Origin of the sequence: Mycobacterium sp. UM_Kg27 (assembly GCF_000972905.1) — a bacterium.
Lineage (GTDB): Bacteria > Actinomycetota > Actinomycetes > Mycobacteriales > Mycobacteriaceae > Mycobacterium.
The window spans coordinates 1-17,802 of sequence record NZ_JRMM01000090.1 but is presented as its reverse complement, the minus strand read 5'-3'; the positions used below and the strand labels follow the sequence as shown (position 1 = coordinate 17,802).

Annotated in this window: 13 protein-coding genes; 7 read left to right on the top strand and 6 right to left on the bottom strand. The window is 67.6% G+C overall.

The features are described 5' to 3' along the window. The 3 genes from malQ to LI94_RS14445 all read left to right on the top strand — a co-directional run. Positions 1 to 1,057, top strand: a 1,057-nt coding sequence (malQ, locus tag LI94_RS14455) for a 4-alpha-glucanotransferase (RefSeq protein WP_046301615.1), incomplete at its 5' end; no start/stop codon positions are given. 30 nt (positions 1,058 to 1,087) lie between these two features. After that, on the top strand, positions 1,088 to 2,887 hold the full coding sequence (gene treS / locus LI94_RS14450) for a maltose alpha-D-glucosyltransferase (RefSeq protein WP_046301612.1): 1,800 nt from the start codon (positions 1,088 to 1,090) through the stop codon (positions 2,885 to 2,887). Continuing rightward, the gene (locus tag LI94_RS14445) at positions 2,884 to 4,242 is read left to right on the top strand and encodes a phosphotransferase (protein ID WP_046301611.1); all 1,359 of its coding nucleotides are present in this window, start codon (positions 2,884 to 2,886) and stop codon (positions 4,240 to 4,242) included. The genes treS and LI94_RS14445 overlap by 4 nt, the downstream gene beginning before the upstream one ends. Here the strand turns inward: LI94_RS14445 and glgB are convergent. The 3 genes from glgB to LI94_RS14430 form a co-directional block, all read right to left on the bottom strand. After that, positions 4,229 to 6,457, bottom strand: a complete 2,229-nt coding sequence (gene glgB / locus LI94_RS14440) for a 1,4-alpha-glucan branching protein GlgB (protein ID WP_046301610.1) — start codon at positions 6,455 to 6,457, stop codon at positions 4,229 to 4,231. The two genes, LI94_RS14445 and glgB, sit on opposite strands and share 14 nt — an antisense overlap. Positions 6,458 to 6,464: 7 nt before the next feature. Then, complete coding sequence (locus LI94_RS14435) at positions 6,465 to 8,525, bottom strand: alpha-1,4-glucan--maltose-1-phosphate maltosyltransferase (RefSeq protein ID WP_046301609.1); 2,061 nt, start codon at positions 8,523 to 8,525, stop codon at positions 6,465 to 6,467. A 92-nt stretch (positions 8,526 to 8,617) separates the two neighbouring features. Then, positions 8,618 to 10,738: an acyl-CoA dehydrogenase gene (locus tag LI94_RS14430; protein ID WP_046301614.1), complete on the bottom strand. Its 2,121-nt coding sequence runs from the start codon at positions 10,736 to 10,738 to the stop codon at positions 8,618 to 8,620. A 218-nt stretch (positions 10,739 to 10,956) separates the two neighbouring features. On the opposite strand from LI94_RS14430, the gene kstR reads away from it, so the two are divergent. Genes kstR through LI94_RS14415 form a run of 3 tightly spaced genes read left to right on the top strand, consistent with a single transcriptional unit; the run spans position 10,957 to position 13,842 of the window. Further along, positions 10,957 to 11,625: a cholesterol catabolism transcriptional regulator KstR gene (kstR, locus tag LI94_RS14425; protein WP_024442385.1), complete on the top strand. Its 669-nt coding sequence runs from the start codon at positions 10,957 to 10,959 to the stop codon at positions 11,623 to 11,625. A gap of 55 nt (positions 11,626 to 11,680) precedes the next feature. Continuing rightward, a complete protein-coding gene (locus tag LI94_RS14420) occupies positions 11,681 to 12,601 on the top strand; it encodes an MBL fold metallo-hydrolase (protein ID WP_046301608.1) in 921 nt (306 codons plus the stop codon). Further along, entirely contained in the window at positions 12,598 to 13,842 is a 1,245-nt protein-coding gene (locus LI94_RS14415) for an SLC13 family permease (protein WP_046301613.1), read from the top strand. Before LI94_RS14420 ends, LI94_RS14415 begins: the two co-directional genes overlap by 4 nt. Positions 13,843 to 13,854: 12 nt before the next feature. Here the strand turns inward: LI94_RS14415 and LI94_RS14410 are convergent, their stop codons facing one another. From LI94_RS14410 to cysS, 3 genes are read right to left on the bottom strand one after another with little or no spacing between them, the layout of a single operon-like run. Further along, the gene (locus LI94_RS14410; RefSeq protein ID WP_046301607.1) at positions 13,855 to 14,751 is read right to left on the bottom strand and encodes a glycerophosphodiester phosphodiesterase family protein; all 897 of its coding nucleotides are present in this window, start codon (positions 14,749 to 14,751) and stop codon (positions 13,855 to 13,857) included. Next, positions 14,748 to 15,689 carry a 23S rRNA (guanosine(2251)-2'-O)-methyltransferase RlmB gene (rlmB, locus tag LI94_RS14405; protein WP_024442381.1) on the bottom strand — a complete coding sequence of 314 codons (942 nt, stop codon included), beginning with the start codon at positions 15,687 to 15,689 and terminating at the stop codon, positions 14,748 to 14,750. The genes LI94_RS14410 and rlmB overlap by 4 nt, the downstream gene beginning before the upstream one ends. After that, positions 15,690 to 17,099, bottom strand: coding sequence for a cysteine--tRNA ligase (cysS, locus tag LI94_RS14400; protein ID WP_024442380.1), 1,410 nt, complete (start codon positions 17,097 to 17,099; stop codon positions 15,690 to 15,692). A 125-nt stretch (positions 17,100 to 17,224) separates the two neighbouring features. Between cysS and LI94_RS14395 the strand changes: the two genes are divergently transcribed. Further along, on the top strand, positions 17,225 to 17,802 hold a 578-nt coding region (locus tag LI94_RS14395), incomplete at its 3' end, for a hypothetical protein (RefSeq protein ID WP_046301606.1).

Sequence of the window (17,802 nt, the reverse complement as noted above, 5' to 3'; positions counted from 1 at the left end):
CTCGGAGATGTGTAATAAGAGACAGGTGCAGCAGCGCTGCACGGAGCAGTTGCTGGCGGTGCAGAGTGCCGCCAAGAACGCGGGCATGGCGCTGGGCGTGCTGCACGACCTGGCAGTCGGCGTCGACGGCGATGGCGCCGATGCGTGGGCCCTGGCCGACGTGCTGGCCGTTGATGCCAGCGTCGGCGCGCCTCCGGATACGTTCAGCCCTCGTGGGCAGGACTGGTGTCTGCCGCCATGGCGACCGGACCGCTTGGCGGCCACCGGCTACCGCGCGGTGCGCGACATGCTGCGGGCCGTCCTGGCCCACGCGGACGGCGTACGCATCGATCACGTCGCCGGATTGTGGCGGCTGTGGTGGATCCCCCCTGGCGAAAGCCCCGACCGCGGCACCTATGTCCACTACGACGCCGACGTCATGCTCGCGGTGCTGGCACTGGAGGCGCATCGCGCCAACGCTGTCGTCATCGGCGAGGACCTGGGAACCGTCGAACCGGAAGTCACCCGCGCGCTGGCCGGCAATGAAATGCTGGGGTGCGCGGTCTCCTGGTTCACTCGCGATGAATCGGCCCCCGGCCAGCCGTTGCTTCCGTCCGCGAAGTGGCCGTCGCGGGTGGCTGCCAGCATCTCTACCCACGACCTGCCCACCGCCGCCGGATTCTTCCGCGCCGAGCATGTGCGGGCACGCGCCGAGCGGGGTCTGCTCGACGACGTGGCGGCCGCACAGTCCGCCGCCGAGCAGGAACGAGCCGAATGGCTTGAGCTACTGCGTACCGAAGGGTTTCTTGAGCATGACGAGATGGCTCCGGATGAGCCGCGGATCATCGACGCCATGCACCGCTTTCTGGCGGCCACCCCGAGCCGGCTGAAACTGGTCTCCCCCTACGACGTGCTGGCCGAGCCTTGTCAGCCCAACCTGCCCGGCACCGTGGATCAGTATCCGAATTGGCGTCTGCCGCTGTCCGCGCCTCTCGAACAGTTGCAGGCCGATCCGCGGATCGCCCGCACCGCCGCGTTGTTCTCGCACGATCACGATGACCAATCGCCTGCCAGGTAATCACGACCGGAATGGGGTACATGTCGAGATATGGCCTTCGACGCGGACGACGAACTTGGTCAGGACGTAGCAGACCCCGGGGCGGGCAGCCATGTCGAGGACGGCATCGTCGAGCACCCGAGCGCGGACGATTTCGGCGACGCCGCGGCCCTGCCGGCGGACCCGGTCTGGTTCAAGCGAGCGGTGTTCTACGAGGTACTGGTCCGGGCGTTCTACGACTCCAACGGGGACGGGATCGGGGACCTGCGGGGCCTGACCGAGCAGCTGGACTACCTGCAGTGGCTCGGCGTCGACTGTCTGTGGTTGCCGCCGTTCTACGACTCGCCGTTGCGCGACGGCGGCTATGACATCCGGGATTTCTACAAGGTGTTGCCGGAGTTCGGCACGGTCGACGATTTCGTCGAATTGCTCGACGCCGCCCATCGGCGCGGTATTCGGGTGATCACCGATCTGGTGATGAACCACACCTCCGACAGTCACCCGTGGTTTCAACAGTCGCGGCAAGACCCGGACGGCCCCCATGGCGACTACTACGTGTGGAGTGACACCAGCGAACGGTACGGCGATGCCCGGATCATCTTCGTCGACACCGAGGAGTCCAACTGGACGTTCGACGCGGTGCGCAAGCAGTTCTATTGGCACCGGTTCTTCTCCCACCAGCCGGATCTGAATTATGACAACCCGGCGGTGCAGGAAGCCATGATCGATGTGCTGCGGTTCTGGCTCAACCTCGGCATCGACGGGTTTCGGTTGGACGCGGTGCCGTACCTGTTCGAGAGGGAGGGGACCAACTGCGAAAACCTGCCTGAGACACATGATTTCCTGAAGCGCTGCCGCAAGGTGGTCGACGACGAGTTTCCCGGCAGGGTTCTGCTGGCCGAGGCCAATCAGTGGCCGACGGACGTGGTCGAGTATTTCGGCAACCCGGACACCGGCGGTGATGAATGCCACATGGCATTCCACTTCCCGCTGATGCCACGCATTTTCATGGCGGTACGCCGAGAGTCACGCTTCCCGATCTCGGAGATCCTGGCGCAGACGCCACCGATACCCCATTTGGCGCAATGGGGAATCTTCTTGCGCAACCATGACGAGTTGACCTTGGAGATGGTCACCGACGACGAGCGCGACTACATGTACGCCGAATACGCCAAAGACCCGCGGATGAAGGCGAATGTGGGGATCCGGCGCCGGCTTGCCCCGCTGCTGGACAAGGACCGCAACCAGATCGAACTGTTCACCGCCCTGTTGCTGTCGCTGCCCGGCTCCCCGATCCTCTACTACGGTGACGAGATTGGGATGGGCGACATCATCTGGCTGGGCGACCGCGACGCGGTGCGCACCCCGATGCAGTGGACACCCGACCGCAACGCGGGCTTCTCCACCGCCAACCCCGGCCGCCTGTACCTGCCGCCCATTCAGGACGCGGTCTACGGTCATCAGTCCGTCAACGTCGAATCGCAACGCGACACCTCCACGTCGTTGCTCAACTGGACGCGCACCATGCTGGCCATTCGACGCCGGTATGACGCCTTCGCCCTCGGCGAATTCCGCGAACTGGGCGGCTCGAATCCGTCGGTGCTGGCCTTCGTGCGGGAGATCTCGGGTGACGACGGGAACACGGTCTTGTGCGTCAACAACCTGTCCCGGTTTCCCCAGCCGATCGAACTGAACCTGCAGCACTGGGACGGCCACATACCGGTGGAACTCACCGGTTCGGTGGAGTTTCCCCGAATCGGAAAACTGCCATACCTGCTCACACTTCCCGGCCACGGCTTCTACTGGTTTCAGCTGTGCGAGCCACGCGAGTCGAAGGAGGACATGTCATGACCGGTGGCACCGGCGAACCAGCGGGCCTGCCGTGGGCGGAATGGCTACCAACCCGACGCTGGTACGCGGGGCGGAATAAGCAATTGGCCCAGGCAGATCCCTTCCTGGTGGTGGAGTTGGGGGGCGGCCTGCAGCTGGTGCTGATCGACGTCGGCTACACCGACGGCACCGCCGATCGCTACCAGGTGATAGTCGGCTGGGACGTGGACCTGGCGCCGGAGTACGCCCAGGTCGCGACGATCGGAACCCATGGCGGGCACACCGCCTCCGACGCTCTCTACGACGCCGCGGCAACCCGAGTCTTGTTGTCACTGATCGATTCGGCAGCCCGGCGGGGCGACGTCACGTTCACACCGGAGCCGGGGGCCACGCTGCCGGTTCGCGCCGAGTCCCGCGTATCGGAAGCCGAGCAGAGCAACACCAGCGTCATCGTCGAGGAAAAAGTGGTCCTCAAGGTGTTCCGGCGGATCAGAGATGGGATCAATCCGGATATCGAGCTCAACGCAGCGCTGGGCCGAGCCGCCAACCACCACGTACCGCGACTGTTCGGCTCCTACCAGATCGAGTTGCCGGGCGACTCTGGCGTGTTGCCCTATGCGCTGGGAATGGTCAGCGAATACGCGTTGAACTCGGCCGAAGGCTGGGCGATGGCGACCGCGAGCGTGCGCGACCTGTTCGCCGAAGCCGATCTGTACGCCTACGAAGTGGGCGGCGACTTCGCCGGTGAGTCGTACCGCCTCGGTGAGGCTGTCGCATCGGTGCACCGGACACTGGCCGACACGCTGGGGACTTCGCAGTCGCTCTTCCCGGCCGAGGCGCTGCTGTCGCGGTTGTCGGCGACCGCGGAGGGCGTGCCCGAAATACGCCCCCACCTGCCCGCTATCGAAGAGCGCTTCGCCGCACTCGCCGGCGAGACGATCACGGTGCAACGAGTCCACGGCGACCTACATCTGGGTCAGGTGCTGCGCACCCCGAACGGCTGGCTGCTGATCGACTTCGAAGGCGAACCCGGCGCACCGCTGCCGGAACGTCGGAGGCCGGACTCTCCGCTGCGCGATGTCGCCGGCGTACTGCGGTCCTACGAGTACGCCGCGTACGGCAAACTGGCCGACCTGTCGCGCGACGGCCAGGCCCGGCAACTGGCCACCCGGGCCCGGGAGTGGCTGGACCGCTGTCGCAGCGCCTTCTGCGAAGGCTATGGCGCGGAGTCCGGCACCGACCCGCGGGATAGCGCAGCGCTACTGGCCGCCTACGAACTGGACAAGGCGGTCTATGAGGCCGGATACGAGGCCCGGCACCGGCCCACCTGGCTACCCATTCCGCTGCGAGCGCTGAGTCGACTCAGCGAGCGGTGATCGCTTGCGCGGCGGGTTCCAGCCACAACGCCGACAGCGGGGGCAGCACCAGTACCGCGGAAGCAGGACGCCCGTGCCGAGGTTCGTCGACGGCATCCACACCACCGAAATTTCCTGCACCGCCGCCGTTGTAGTCGACGGCGTCGGTGTTGAGTATCTCGCGCCACCGGCCCGCGAACGGCAGTCCGAGGTGGTAGTCGGTATGCGCCAAACCGGAGAAGTTGAACACCGCCGCAAGCACCGATCCGTCTGTCGCATAACGCAGGAAGCTCAGCACATTGTTGGCGGAGTCGTTGGCATCGATCCAGGAATAGCCGGCCGGGTTGGTGTCCTCGCTCCACAGCGCGGGGCGGCTGCGGTAGACGGAGTTGAGATCGCGGGCCAAGCATTGGATTCCCGCAGAGAACCCGTCCTGCTCGCCGGGTGAGTCGAGCTGGAACCAGTCCAGCCCGCGTTCCTCCGACCACTCGGCACGCTGGCCGAACTCCTGGCCCATGAACAGCAGTTGCTTTCCCGGATGCGCCCACTGGTAGGCCAGCAGACTGCGCACCCCGGCCGCCTTGGCGTGGTCGTCACCGGGCATCCGGCTCCACAGCGTGCCCTTGCCGTGCACCACTTCGTCATGGCTGATCGGCAGCACGAAATTCTCGCTGTAGGCATAGAGCATCGAGAAGGTCATCTCGTGGTGATGGTAGGAGCGGTGCACCGGGTCGTGACCGAGATAGGAGAGGGTGTCGTGCATCCAGCCCATGTTCCACTTCATCGAAAAGCCCAGTCCACCAAGGCTGGTCGGTCTCGACACTCCGGGCCACGAGGTCGATTCTTCGGCGATCGTGACGATCCCGGGCGCCGATTTGTGTGCCGTGGCGTTCATCTCCTGGAGGAACTGCACCGCCTCCAGGTTCTCTCGGCCGCCGTAGACGTTCGGCGTCCAGCCGCCCTGAGGTCGCGAGTAGTCCAGGTAGAGCATCGACGCCACGGCGTCCACTCGTAGTCCGTCGATGTGAAACTCCAACAGCCAGTACAGCGCATTGGCCACTAGAAAGTTGCGCACCTCAGGGCGACCGAAATCGAACACATAGGTTCCCCAGTCGAGCTGCTCACCGCGCCGCGGATCAGCGTGCTCATACAGCGGGGTGCCGTCGAACCGGCCCAGCGCCCAGGCATCTTTCGGGAAGTGCGCCGGCACCCAGTCCACAATGACTCCGATGCCGGCACGATGCAGCGCGTCCACCAGGAAGCGGAAGTCGTCGGGCGTGCCGAAACGCGCGGTCGGCGCGTAGTACGAGGTGACCTGATATCCCCACGATCCGCCGAACGGATGCTCCGCGACCGGCAGCAGTTCGACGTGAGTGAACCCTTGCTCCACAACGTAATCCGTCAACTCGGCGGCAAGCTGGCGGTAGCTCAACCCAGGCCGCCACGATCCGAGGTGCACTTCGTAGACGCTCATGGCCTCGAACGCCGGGTTTGCGGTGGCCCGCCGATCCATCCAGTCGCCGTCACTCCAGGTGTAGCGATTGGTGGCGACACGCGACGCGGTGTGCGGCGGGGTCTCGGCGGCGAACGCCATTGGGTCAGCCCGCTCGGTGACCACATCGTCTGCGCCGTGCACACGAAACTTGTACAGCCCGTCGAGCGGAAACCCCGGCCAGAACAGTTCCCACACACCGGATGAGCCCAGTGCCCGCATGGGTGCGCCGATGCCGTCCCAGCCGGTGCTGTCACTGATCAACCCGATTCCCTTGGCGTTGGGCGCCCACACCGCGAACGACACGCCCGTCACCGGCCCGTCCGCAGTGGTGAACGTGCGCGGATGAGCGCCCAGAACCTCCCAAAGCTGTTCGTGTCGGCCCTCACCGAACAGGTGCAGGTCGACCTCGCCCAGCGTCGGCAGGAAGCGATACCCGTCGGCCACGATCTGCGGTTCGGCGACGCCGGGATAGTCGATCTGCAGCCGATAGTCGATCAGGTCGGCGAACGGCAGCACCACGGCGAACAATCCGTTGCCCAGGTGTTGCATCGGGACCCGGTCACCGCCCACCACAACCGCCACCGCGCTCGCGCCCGGGCGCAAGGCCCGGATCACGGTGTGTTGGCCGTTGTCGTGGGCGCCCAGGATCGAGTGCGGGTCGTAGTGCACGCCGGACATCAGCCGATCGAGATCCTCGCGGTTCACCTCGAGCCCGCCGGGCTGGTTTTTGATTCGGGTCATCGGGTCTTCACCTCCGATGCAGCAGGTCGGTTCGCGCCTGGGCACTCATCACCGGCATATTGATGATGTGGGCGACCGCTCGGCTCGGATCGAGTCGCACATAATTGTCTTGCCCCCATTGGTATTCCTCCCCGGTGATTTCGTCACGCACCCAGAACCGCTCGTAGGGCGCCATGCCCAGCGTCGTCAGGTCGAGCGACAACGTCGCTTCCTCGGCACCGAATGCGTTCAAGGTCACCACCACCAGCACCGTGTCACCGCTGGCCGGGTCGAATTTGCTGTAGGCCAGCAGCGCGTCGTTGTCGACGTGATGGAAATGCAGGGTGCGCAGTTGCTGCAGGGCAGGGTGCCGCCGGCGAATGGCGTTGAGCGCAGCGATGAACGGCTCCAGCGATCTGCCCTCGCGGCGCGCGGCGGCGTAATCGCGGGTACGCAGCTCGTATTTCTCCGAATGAAGGTATTCTTCGCTTCCCTCGTGCAGCGCCTCGTGCTCGAACAATTCATAGCCGGAATACACGCCCCAGGAGGGGCCCATCGTCGCGGCCAGCACCGCGCGGATGGCGAACATACCGGGGCCGTGATGTTGCAGACTGGCGTGCAGGATGTCCGGTGTGTTGACGAACAGATTGGGGCGGCGAAAATCCGCGAATTCGGCTATCTCTTCGCCGAATTCGACGAGTTCGGCCTTGGAAGTTCGCCAGGTGAAGTAGGTGTAGGACTGGGTGAAACCGAGCTTGGCCAGGCCGTACTGTCGTGCCGGCGGGGTGAACGCCTCCGAGAGGAACAGCACATCGGGTTCGGCGGCCTTCACTTTCGTGATCAACCATGCCCAGAACCCGGGTGGCTTGGTATGCGGGTTGTCGACCCGGAATACTTTGACCCCGTGTGAGATCCAGAACTGCACCACGCGGTGGACCTCGGCATACAGGCCGGCGGGATCATTGTCGAAATTCAATGGGTAGATATCCTGGTATTTCTTCGGCGGATTCTCCGCGTAGGCGATCGTCCCGTCCGGCAACTCGGTGAACCACTGACGGTGTTGGCGCACCCACGGGTGATCAGGAGCGCACTGCAACGCCAGATCCAAGGCGACCTCCAGACCGAGTTCGCGTGCCCTGGCAACGAATTGGTCGAAATCATCGACTGCTCCCAAGTCGGGGTGCACCGCATCGTGGCCGCCCTCGTCGCTGCCGATCGCCCATGGTGACCCGACATCGCCGGGTTCGGCCACCGCGCTGTTGTTGCGACCCTTTCGGTGCACCTTTCCGATCGGGTGGATCGGCGGGAGATAGACCACGTCGAATCCCATCTCGGCGATCCGCGGTAGCGCCGACGCGGCGGTGGCCAGCGTGCCGTGCACCGGAGCGCCCGCTGAGTCCCATCCGCCGGTGGAGCGCGGAAACATCTCGTACCAGGAGCTGAAGCGGGCCAGTGGCCGATCCACCCAGACCCGATACTGCTGTCCGCGGGTGAGCAGGTCGCGCAGCGGGTAGCAGGTGAGCAGCTGGGAGATCTCGTCGGACAATGCCGGCGCCGAGCGAACGATCGGGTCGCCGGGATGGCGCAATGCCGCAGCCGCTGCCACGACGGGTTCACGCCGGCTGCGGGGCATCGCCGCGGCGGCACGCTCCAGCAGGTCGGCACCGATCAACAGATCGTTGGATAGTTCGGCCTCGTCCTGGCCGGCGTCCAGCTTGGCGACCACCGCGTCACGCCAGGTGCGGATCGAATCGGTCCACCCGTCGACCCGGAAAGCCCACATCCCGGTCTGGTCGGGAACGAATTCACCGTGGAAGACGTACGGCTCGCCGCCCTCCCGCATCGGAAGCAGCGCCGGCTTTGTTCGAGGCGCTGGAACAGCCGTTTCCTGCTCGTCGAGACGCGTCTGCGACCCCGGTGGAGACTCGCAGCCGAGGTAGCGCACGACCAAGGTCGCCGCGACCACTTCGTGTCCGTCACGCCACACCGCGGCGCGGACCGGCACGGTCTCCCCGACCACTGCCTTGGCGGGTTGCCGGCCGCAGGACACAACCGGCGTAACGCCATCGACCTCGATTCGGCCCGGCACACAGCACTCCGTTCGTCGGCGGCGATTCCGACAGTGGGTACCCCCGGCGACGGAAAGCTACGCTCGGCGACGACCGGCGCGACAGCGGCGAGCTAGCCGCGCGGCAGGCCCAGCAGCCGCTCAGCGGCCAGTGTCAACAGGATCTGCTCGGTGCCTCCGGCGATGGACAGGCACCGGGTGTTGAGGAAGTCGTGCACTTCGCGGCCGGCCACCGCGCCGCCCCCCTCGGCCACATCCATCCGGAACTCGGCCAGCTCCTGGCGGTAGCGCACCCCGATGAGCTTGCGCACCGAGGACTCCGAGCCCGGGTCTTGACCGCCCACCGCGAGCTGGGCGATGCGTTGATCCAGCAGCGAACCCGCCTGCGCGGCGATGATCAGCCGGGCCAGACGCTCGGCGGTGGCGGTGTCGGGTTCGGAATCCGCCAGGGTTTTCAGCAGCTCCTCCATCGGGTTGCCCAGCGCGGTGCCGCCGGCGATCGCGACGCGCTCGTTGGCCAAGGTGGTGCGGGCCAGGCGCCAGCCGTCGTTGACGCCGCCGACCACCTGCTCGTCGGGGACGAAGACGTCATCGAGGAAGACCTCGTTGAACAGGGCCTCACCGGTGATCTCCCGCAGCGGCCGGATGTCGATGCCCTCAGCGGCCATGTCGACCAGGAAGTAGGTGATGCCCTTGTGTTTCGGAGCTTCGGCATCGGTCCTGGCCAGGCAGACGCCCCACTGCGAGTCGTGGGCTCGCGACGTCCACACCTTCTGACCGGTCAGCCGCCAGCCGCCGTCGACTTTCACCGCCTTGGTGCGCAGCGCCGCCAGGTCCGAGCCGGCGCCGGGCTCGGAGAACAGCTGACACCAGAACACCTCGCCGGTCAGCGTGGCCGGGATGAAGCGCTCGATCTGCTCGGGCGTGCCGTGCTCGAGAATCGTCGGGGCTGCCCACCAGCCGACCACCAGGTCCGGACGCCCGACGCCGGCGGCGGCCAGTTCCTGGTCGATCACCAGCTGCTCGGCGGGGCCGGCCGCGCGTCCGTAGGGAACCGGCCAGTGCGGCGCCAGCAGCCCGGATTCGGCCAGCGCCACTTGGTGCTGGTCGGCGGGCAGCGCTGCGATGCGCGCCACCTCCGCGGCGATCTCGGGCCGGACGTCGGTGGCCTCACCGAGGTCGACCTCCAACCGGCGCCGCAGGCCGTCGCGGGTCAGTGCGGCGGTGCGGCGCAGCCACCGTTGGGGTCCGCCCAGCGCCTGCCCGATGCCGTAGGCCCGGCGCAGGTACAGGTGTGCGTCGTGCTCCCAGGTGATGCCGATTCCGCCGAGTACCTGGATGCAGTCCTTGGCGTTGGCCTTGGCGGCGTCGATGCAGATCGCGGCGGCGACTGCGGCCGCGATCGCGAACTGCTGGTCATCGGAATCGGCAGCGGCGCGGGCCACGTCGCTGGCCGCCACCGCGGCCTGATCGGCCCGGCACAGCATCTCCGCGCACAGGTGCTTGATGGCCTGGAAGCTGCCGATCGGCTTACCGAACTGTTCACGCACCTTGGCGTATTCGACCGCGGTGTCCAGCGCCCAGCGGGCGACCCCGGCGGCCTCGGCGGCCAGCACCGTGACCACCAGGTTCTCCACCCGGTGACCGGCCTCCAGGACCACTGCCGGCGCTGCCGTCAACGTCACCTTGGCCAGCGGTCGGGAGAAGTCGGTGGCGGCCAGGGGCTCGACATTCACCCCGTCCGCGCCGGCGTCCACCAGGATCCAGTCCTGGCCGGCCGGCAACAGCAGCAGTCCGTCGGCGGTGGCGCCGAGCACCCGCTCAGCGGTGCCGGAGGCCTGCCCGGCTGCGGCGTCGAAGCTCACCGCCGCCGCGGACGGGTCGGTGACCACGCCGGCAGTCCGCTCGCCGGCTGCCAGGGCTTCAACCGAAGCCGGATCGGTGACCACCAGGGTGGCCAGCGCGGTGGTCGCAACCGGCCCGGGAACCAGGGCCCTGGCGGCCTCATCGACCATCGCGCAGAGGTCTTCGAGGCGCCCACCGGCCCCGCCGGACTCCTCGGGCACCGCCACACCGAACAGGCCCAGGTCGGCCAGCCGCGCGAAAACAGCTCGCCAGGAATCGGTTTCACCCAATTCCGCCGCGCGAATCGCTTCGGCGGTGCCCGCGGCGGCGGCCCAGTCGCGGACCAGCTCGCGGGCTGCGAGCTGTTCGTCGTTGATGGTCACGGACACGCTGGGCTCCTCCGGGTCGAGACGGGCTTGAGAGAGGCGGGTCACGAACACCCCCACCAACCACTAGAACGTGTTCTAATAGTGCCAGCGTCCGAGCGTCAAGTCGAACCGTAATGGCTGGACACGTTGGGTCCGGCCGATGCCGGGAAGCACAAAACTCAACTACGCGATGCGTATCGTTATGGGCCAGGAGACCGACGGAGGGAGCCGCGCAGCACATGTCGTCAGCTGAGGGCACCGCAGGCCGCGGATCGGCCAGCCAACCGCGCGAGGTGGTCAACGTCGCTGTGCTGACCGAATCCGACCTGGGCTCCGAGGCGCAGCGCGAACGCCGCAAGCGCATCCTGGACGCGACGCTGGCGATCGCCTCCAAGGGCGGCTACGACGCGGTGCAGATGCGCGCCGTCGCCGACCGCGCGGACGTGGCTGTCGGCACCTTGTACCGCTACTTCCCGTCGAAGGTTCACCTGCTGGTCTCGGCGATGGGCCGAGAGATCGCGCGGGTAGACACCAAGACGGACCCGGCAACGTTCGCCGCAACCACCCGCCACCAGCGACTGAACCTGGTGGTCAACAAACTCAACCGCGCCATGCAGCGCAACCCACTGCTCACCGAGGCGATGACGCGGGCGTATGTCTTCGCCGACGCCTCGGCGGCCGGCGAAGTCGACCACGTCCAGAAATTGATCGACTCGATGTTCGCCGGGGCCATGAGCGACGGCGAGCCGACCGAGGAGCAGTACCACATCTCCCGGGTGATCTCGGATGTGTGGCTGTCCAACCTGCTGGCCTGGCTGACCCGCCGGGCGTCGGCCACCGATTTCAGCACCCGACTGGACCTGGCGGTCCGGTTGCTGATCGGCGACGACGACAGCCCCAAGGTCTAGGACCGTCACGCCGGCCTGCGGCGTGGGCGCCGCCGTCCCCCGTTAGCCTGAGCGGATGCGCCTCAAGCTCGGCCGCCCCGACATCGGCCGGTACGCCGACCGGTTCGACGTCACACCCGCGGCGCCGGGCGCACCGCTGTCGGTGACGTGGCTCGGCGTGACCAGCATGCTGATCGACGACGGGTCGTCGGCGCTGATGACCGACGGCTATTTCTCTCGTCCCCGTCTGGCTCGGGTGGCGCTGGGCAAGGTATCGCCGTCGGCCGCTCGCATCGACGCCTGCCTGGCCCGGGCCGGCGTGCAGAAGCTGGCGGCGGTGATCCCGCTGCACTCACACATCGATCACGCGCTGGACTCCGCGGTGGTGGCCGAACGTACCGGTGCGACGCTGGTGGGTGGCGAGTCGACGGCCAATGTCGGCCGGGGTCAGGGACTCTCGGCCGATCGCCTGAAGGTCGCGACGCCCGGCACTCCTCTTGCGTTGGGCGCCTACGACGTCACCCTGCTCGAGTCCCGACACTGCCCCCCGGACCGCTTCCCCGGCGTGATCAGCGCCGCGGTGGTTCCACCGGTGCGGGCATCTGCCTACAAGTGCGGTGAGGCCTGGTCGGCATTGGTGGCCCACCGCCCCTCGGGGCGCAATCTGCTGATCCTGGGCAGCGCCGGCTTCATCCCGGGTGCCTTGGCCGGCCGCAACGCCGAGGTGGTCTACCTGGGCATCGGCCAGCTCGGCGTTCAACCCCGGCAATACCTGGTCGACTACTGGAATGAGACGGTGCGCACCGTCGGCGCTTCGACGGTGGTGTTGACCCACTGGGACGACTTCTTCCTGCCCTTGTCAAAGCCGCTGCGCGCCTTGCCCTACGCCGGCGACGACCTCAACGTCACGATGCGGGTTCTGTCCGAGTTGGCCGAGTCCGACGGGGTCGGACTTCACCTGCCCACGGTGTGGCGTCGTGAGGATCCGTGGGCCTGAATCTGGCACTGGCGCTGCTGCTGCTTGCCGTGGTGCTGGGGTTCGCGGTCGCCCGCCCACGGGGCTGGCCGGAGATGTTCGCTGCGGTGCCGGCCGCCGTCGTTCTTGTTGCCACCGGCGCGATCTCGATGCACGACGCAGTCACCGAAGCCGCTACTCTGCTGCACGTCGTCGCGTTCCTGGGCGCGGTGCTGGTCCTGGCGCAGCTCTGTGACGACGAGGGCCTGTTCGAGGCGGCCGGTGCGGCGATGGCACGGGCCGACGTCGGACCACCGCACCATCTGCTGCGCCGCGTGTTCGTCATCGCCGCCGGTCTGACCGCGGTGCTGAGCCTGGATGCGACGGTGGTGCTGCTGACCCCGGTGGTGCTGATGATGGCCCGCCGCCGCCACGCCCCGATGCGACCACACGCGTATGCGACAGCGCATCTGGCCAACACGGCGTCACTGCTGCTGCCGGTGTCGAACCTGACCAATCTGTTGGCGTTCAACCAGGCCGGCCTGTCGTTCGTCAGGTTCACCGCGCTGATGGCCGCGCCGTGGCTGGCCACCACCGCGGTCGTCTACCTGATCTTCCGCTGGTTCTTTCGGGCCGATCTGCGGGCCACGCCGGTGCACCAGCACGCCGGGCCACCACCGCCGATCCCGGTGTTCGTGCTGGTGGTGCTGGGGCTGACGCTGGCCGGCTTCGTGGTCGCCGAGACGTTCGGGTTGCCGGCAGCGTGGGCCGCGGTCGCTGGTGCGGCCGTGTTGGCCACCCGTGGACTGGCGCAGCGGCGCAGCACCCCCGCCGGCATTCTGCGGGCCGCCAACCCCGGCTTCCTGGTGTTCGTGCTGGCCCTCGGCGTGGTGGTGCGGGCCGTCGTCGACAACGGCCTGGGCGCCCAGATGTCCGCGGTGCTGCCGGCGGGATCTGGCCTGGCGGCGCTGCTGGGCATCGCGGCGGTCGCCGCGGTGTTGGCCAACGTTGTCAATAACCTGCCCGCCACGCTGTTGCTGGTGCCATTGGTGGCATCGAGTGGCCCGCTCGCGGTGCTGGCGGTGTTGATCGGAGTCAACATCGGCCCCAACCTCAGCTATACCGGCTCGCTGTCAAACCTGCTGTGGCGCCGGGTGTTGCGCCGCTACGACGTCGCGGCCGGAGTCGGCGAATACACCCGTCTGGGGCTGTGCACGGTGCCGGCCACGCTGCTGGTGGCCGTACTGGCACTGTGGGCCAGCGCGCAACTGCTGGGGGTCTAGCGGTGCGGGCTGCTAGCCCGCCGGGTAAGCCCGTGGCAGCGACATGCCGAGGTCGGCCATGACGGCACGCAGCCGGCTCGGATAGTCGGTGATGAGCCCGTCGACGCCGGCGGCAATCTGTTGCCGCATGGCATCGGCATCATTGACCGTCCACGGGATCACCCGCAGCCCAGCCGCATGTGCGCGTTGAACGAACGCTCGATCGACCATCGAGTAGTCCGGGGACACGATGTCGGCGCCGACCGCCACCGCCCCAGGGATCGGGTCAGGCCCCTGCTCGGCCAGCGCGATTAACGGGATGCCCGGTTCGGCGGCGCGCACCAACGGCAGTGTGCGCCAGTCGAAACTCTGGATCTCGACGGCGTCGAGCTGGCCGGCGGCCCGCACCGCCGCCAGAATCACGTCGACGAGCTGCTGCTGGTTCTCGCCGTCGACCTTGGTCTCGATGTTGTAGCGGACGCCCGTGTGACCTGCGAGCGCGAAGACCTCCGGCAAGGTGGCGATGACGTTGCCCGGCACCACTTCCGCATCCGGAAATCCCGGCAACAGGTGTCCGCAGTCCAGGGTTCGGATCTGGGCGAGGCTGAGATCGGCTACCCGCTTGCCCAGATACGGGAAATCGGGATCGCCGGCGAACACCGGCGCGGTGTCGGCGCACTTCGCCGGCTCGATCACCGGGTCGTGCCACACCAGCGGCTGCGCGTCGCGGGTCAGCACGATGTCCAACTCCAGGGTGCTGACGCCTAACGCGAGCGATTTCGCGAAGGCACGCAGCGATTCCTCGGTGGTCTCGCCTCGGCCGCCACGATGCGCCTGCAGATCAAACGTCGACCGCTGCGCGGCCGCCGTTGCCGAAGGGTTCGCCACCGCAGCCATCAGCACCGCCGCTATGAGTGCACGGCGAATCACCGCCGCTGACGGGCGATCTCGGCCAGCACCACCCCGGCGGCCACCGATGCGTTGAGCGACTCGGTGGGCCCGGACATCGGAATCGACACGATGGCGTCGCAGTTCTGCCGGACCAGGCGGGACAATCCCTTGCCCTCGGAACCGACGACCAACACCATCGGGCTGGTGCCGTCCAACTCATCGACCACGGTGTCTCCGCCGGCGTCCAACCCGACGATCTGCAGGCCGCGATCTGCCCATGCCTTCAAGGTTTGGTTCAGGTTGGGCGCCCGCGCGATCGGAACTCGCGCAGCCGCACCGGCACTGGTTCGCCAGGCCACCGCGGTGACCGAGGCCGACCGACGCTGCGGGATCACCACACCGTGTCCGCCGAATGCCGCGACCGACCGCACGATGGCGCCGAGATTGCGCGGATCAGAGATGTTGTCCAGTGCGACCAGCAGCGGCGGCGCGACATCGCGGCGCGCGGCGGCGATCAGGTCGTCGGGATGCGCGTAGTTGTAGGGCGGAACCTGAAGCGCGATGCCCTGATGCAGGCCGTTGGTGGTCATCTTGTCCAGATCGGACCGCGGGACCTCCAGGATGGGCAAGCCGGAATCGGCTGCCCGAGTAACTGATTCGGTCAGCCGCTCATCGGCCTCGGCGCCCAGCGCCACATACAGCGCGGTGGCCGGGATTCCGGCACGCAGGCACTCCAGAACCGGGTTGCGCCCCAGCACGGTCTCGTTCTCGTCGGTGCGCTTGGCGGTCCGGTACGCGCGCTGTTTTGCCGCACGCTTGGCTGCCTTGGCCGCCGGGTGGTATTCCCGCTGGTGCGCCGGCGGGGTGGCGCCGCGGCCTTCGAGCCCGCGGCGGCGCTGGCCACCGGAGCCGACCGTCGGCCCCTTCTTGGTGCCGGGCTTGCGCACCGCACCCTTGCGCTTGGAATTTCCGGCCATCTACTCAGACCCCTCCACCAGCAGTGACCATTGCGGACCATCCCCGGTGTCGGTGACGTCGATGCCGGCGTCCTTGAGTCTGCAGCGGATCTCATCGGCCAATTGCCAATCCCGTTCCGCGCGAGCGGTTTCCCGGCGTTCCAACTCGGCGCGCACTAAGACGTCGACAGCAGCCAGCGCCGCCGAGGTCTCATCGCGCGATTCCCAGCGCTCGTTGAGCGGGTCGCAGCCGAGCACGTCCATCATCGCCCGGATCGCACCGGCTGCGGCCAGCGCGCCCTCGTGGTCGCCGGAGTCCAGCGCCCGGTTGCCCTCCGCGCGCGTCCGGTGTACCTCGGCCAGGGCGATCGGCACCGACAGGTCGTCGTCGAGGGCTGCGGCGAAGCGGTCCGTCCAGGTGGTGGGAACCACCGCGCCCGCCCGGCTGCGCACCCGGTGCAGGAAGTCCTCGATGCCGACGTAGGCGTTGACGGCGTCGCGCAGCGCGGTTTCGGAGAACTCGAGCATCGACCGGTAGTGCGCACTGCCCAGGTAGTAGCGCAGCTCGGCCGGCCGGACTCGTTGCAGCACCGCCGACATCGACAGCACGTTGCCCAGTGACTTGCTCATCTTCTCGCCACCGAGGGTGACCCAGCCGTTGTGCAGCCAGTAGTTCGCGAATCCGTCTCCGGCGGCGCGACTCTGAGCGATCTCGTTCTCATGGTGCGGGAAGACCAGATCCATCCCGCCGCAGTGGATGTCGAATTCGGCACCGAGGTAGGCACGGGCCATCGCCGAACACTCCAGGTGCCAGCCCGGACGGCCCGGGCCCCACGGCGTGGGCCAACTGGGCTCACCGGGCTTGGCGCCCTTCCACAGCGTGAAGTCGCGCGGGTCGCGTTTACCGGTGGCGACTCCCTCACCCTGGTGCACGTCGTCGATGCGGTGACCGGACAGCTGGCCGTAGTCGGGGTAGCTGAGTACGTCGAAGTAGACGTCGCCGCCGCCGGCATAGGCGTGGCCGCGCTCGATCAGCCGCTCGATCAGCTCGACCATCTGTGTGATGTGCCCGGTGGCGCGCGGTTCGGCCGACGGCGGCAGCACACCCAGCGCCTCATAGGCGGCGGTGAACTCCCGCTCGTGGGTGGCGGCCCACTCCCACCACGGTCGGCCCGCTGCGGCGGCCTTGGTCAGGATCTTGTCGTCGATGTCGGTCACGTTGCGCACGAAGGCGACGTCGTAGCCGCGGGCGGTGAGCCACCGGCGCAATACATCGAAGGCCACGCCGCTGCGGACATGGCCGATATGCGGTGCCGCCTGGACGGTGGCGCCGCAGAGATAGATGGACACATGACCGGGCCGCAGCGGGGCAAATTCACGCACGGCGCCGGTTGCCGTGTCGTGCAGCCGCAGGCTGGGGCGATCGGTCACGACGGGCCAGCTTACCGGGCGCTGGGTTCGCGATCGGCCACGCGCCGCTAGCAGGGGCTTCCCAGGCTGAGGTACCGATGCCCGCATCGGTGGACAGGTGGTGTGACGTGGCATATATTGCGGCAGTGAGTAAACGTCTGGTGGCAGTCTCGGGAGCACTCTTGGCTGCGGTCGCATTTGCAGGTAGCGCGACGGCATACGCCGATGAGCCGAACAACAACCAGCCCCAGCCTCAGCCCGCCGAATTGGTGTCTGCGCCGGTCCAGCCCGCGCCGGCCCAGCCGGAGATCGCGCCGGCCGCCGAAGAGCTTGCGCCGGGCCAGCAGGAGATGCTGCAGGACGCCCAGGCCGAACAGCAGCGCCAGCAGGCCGAGCAGCAGGCCGACCAGATGGGTCAGTCCGCCACCACCGCCAGCGCCAGCACCGCCAGCATGGCTGCGATGGGTCCCCAGATCGGTATGTCCATGGCCATGATGGCGCCGATGGTGGCGATGATGGTGCCTTCGCTGGCCGCACCCCTGTTGACCACGGGACTGACCGGTCTCGCCACTTCCGGCGCGAACAACGGTGCAAACGCGCTTGCCGACGCCGGCTCGGCCGCGGCGACCGACGCCTTGAACTTGGGAGCCCCGGAAATCGGCTCGGCCGCGGCCGAGCCGGCGTCGGCAAGCGCGTTTGCACCGTTGTTCGCGCCGGAAGTGGC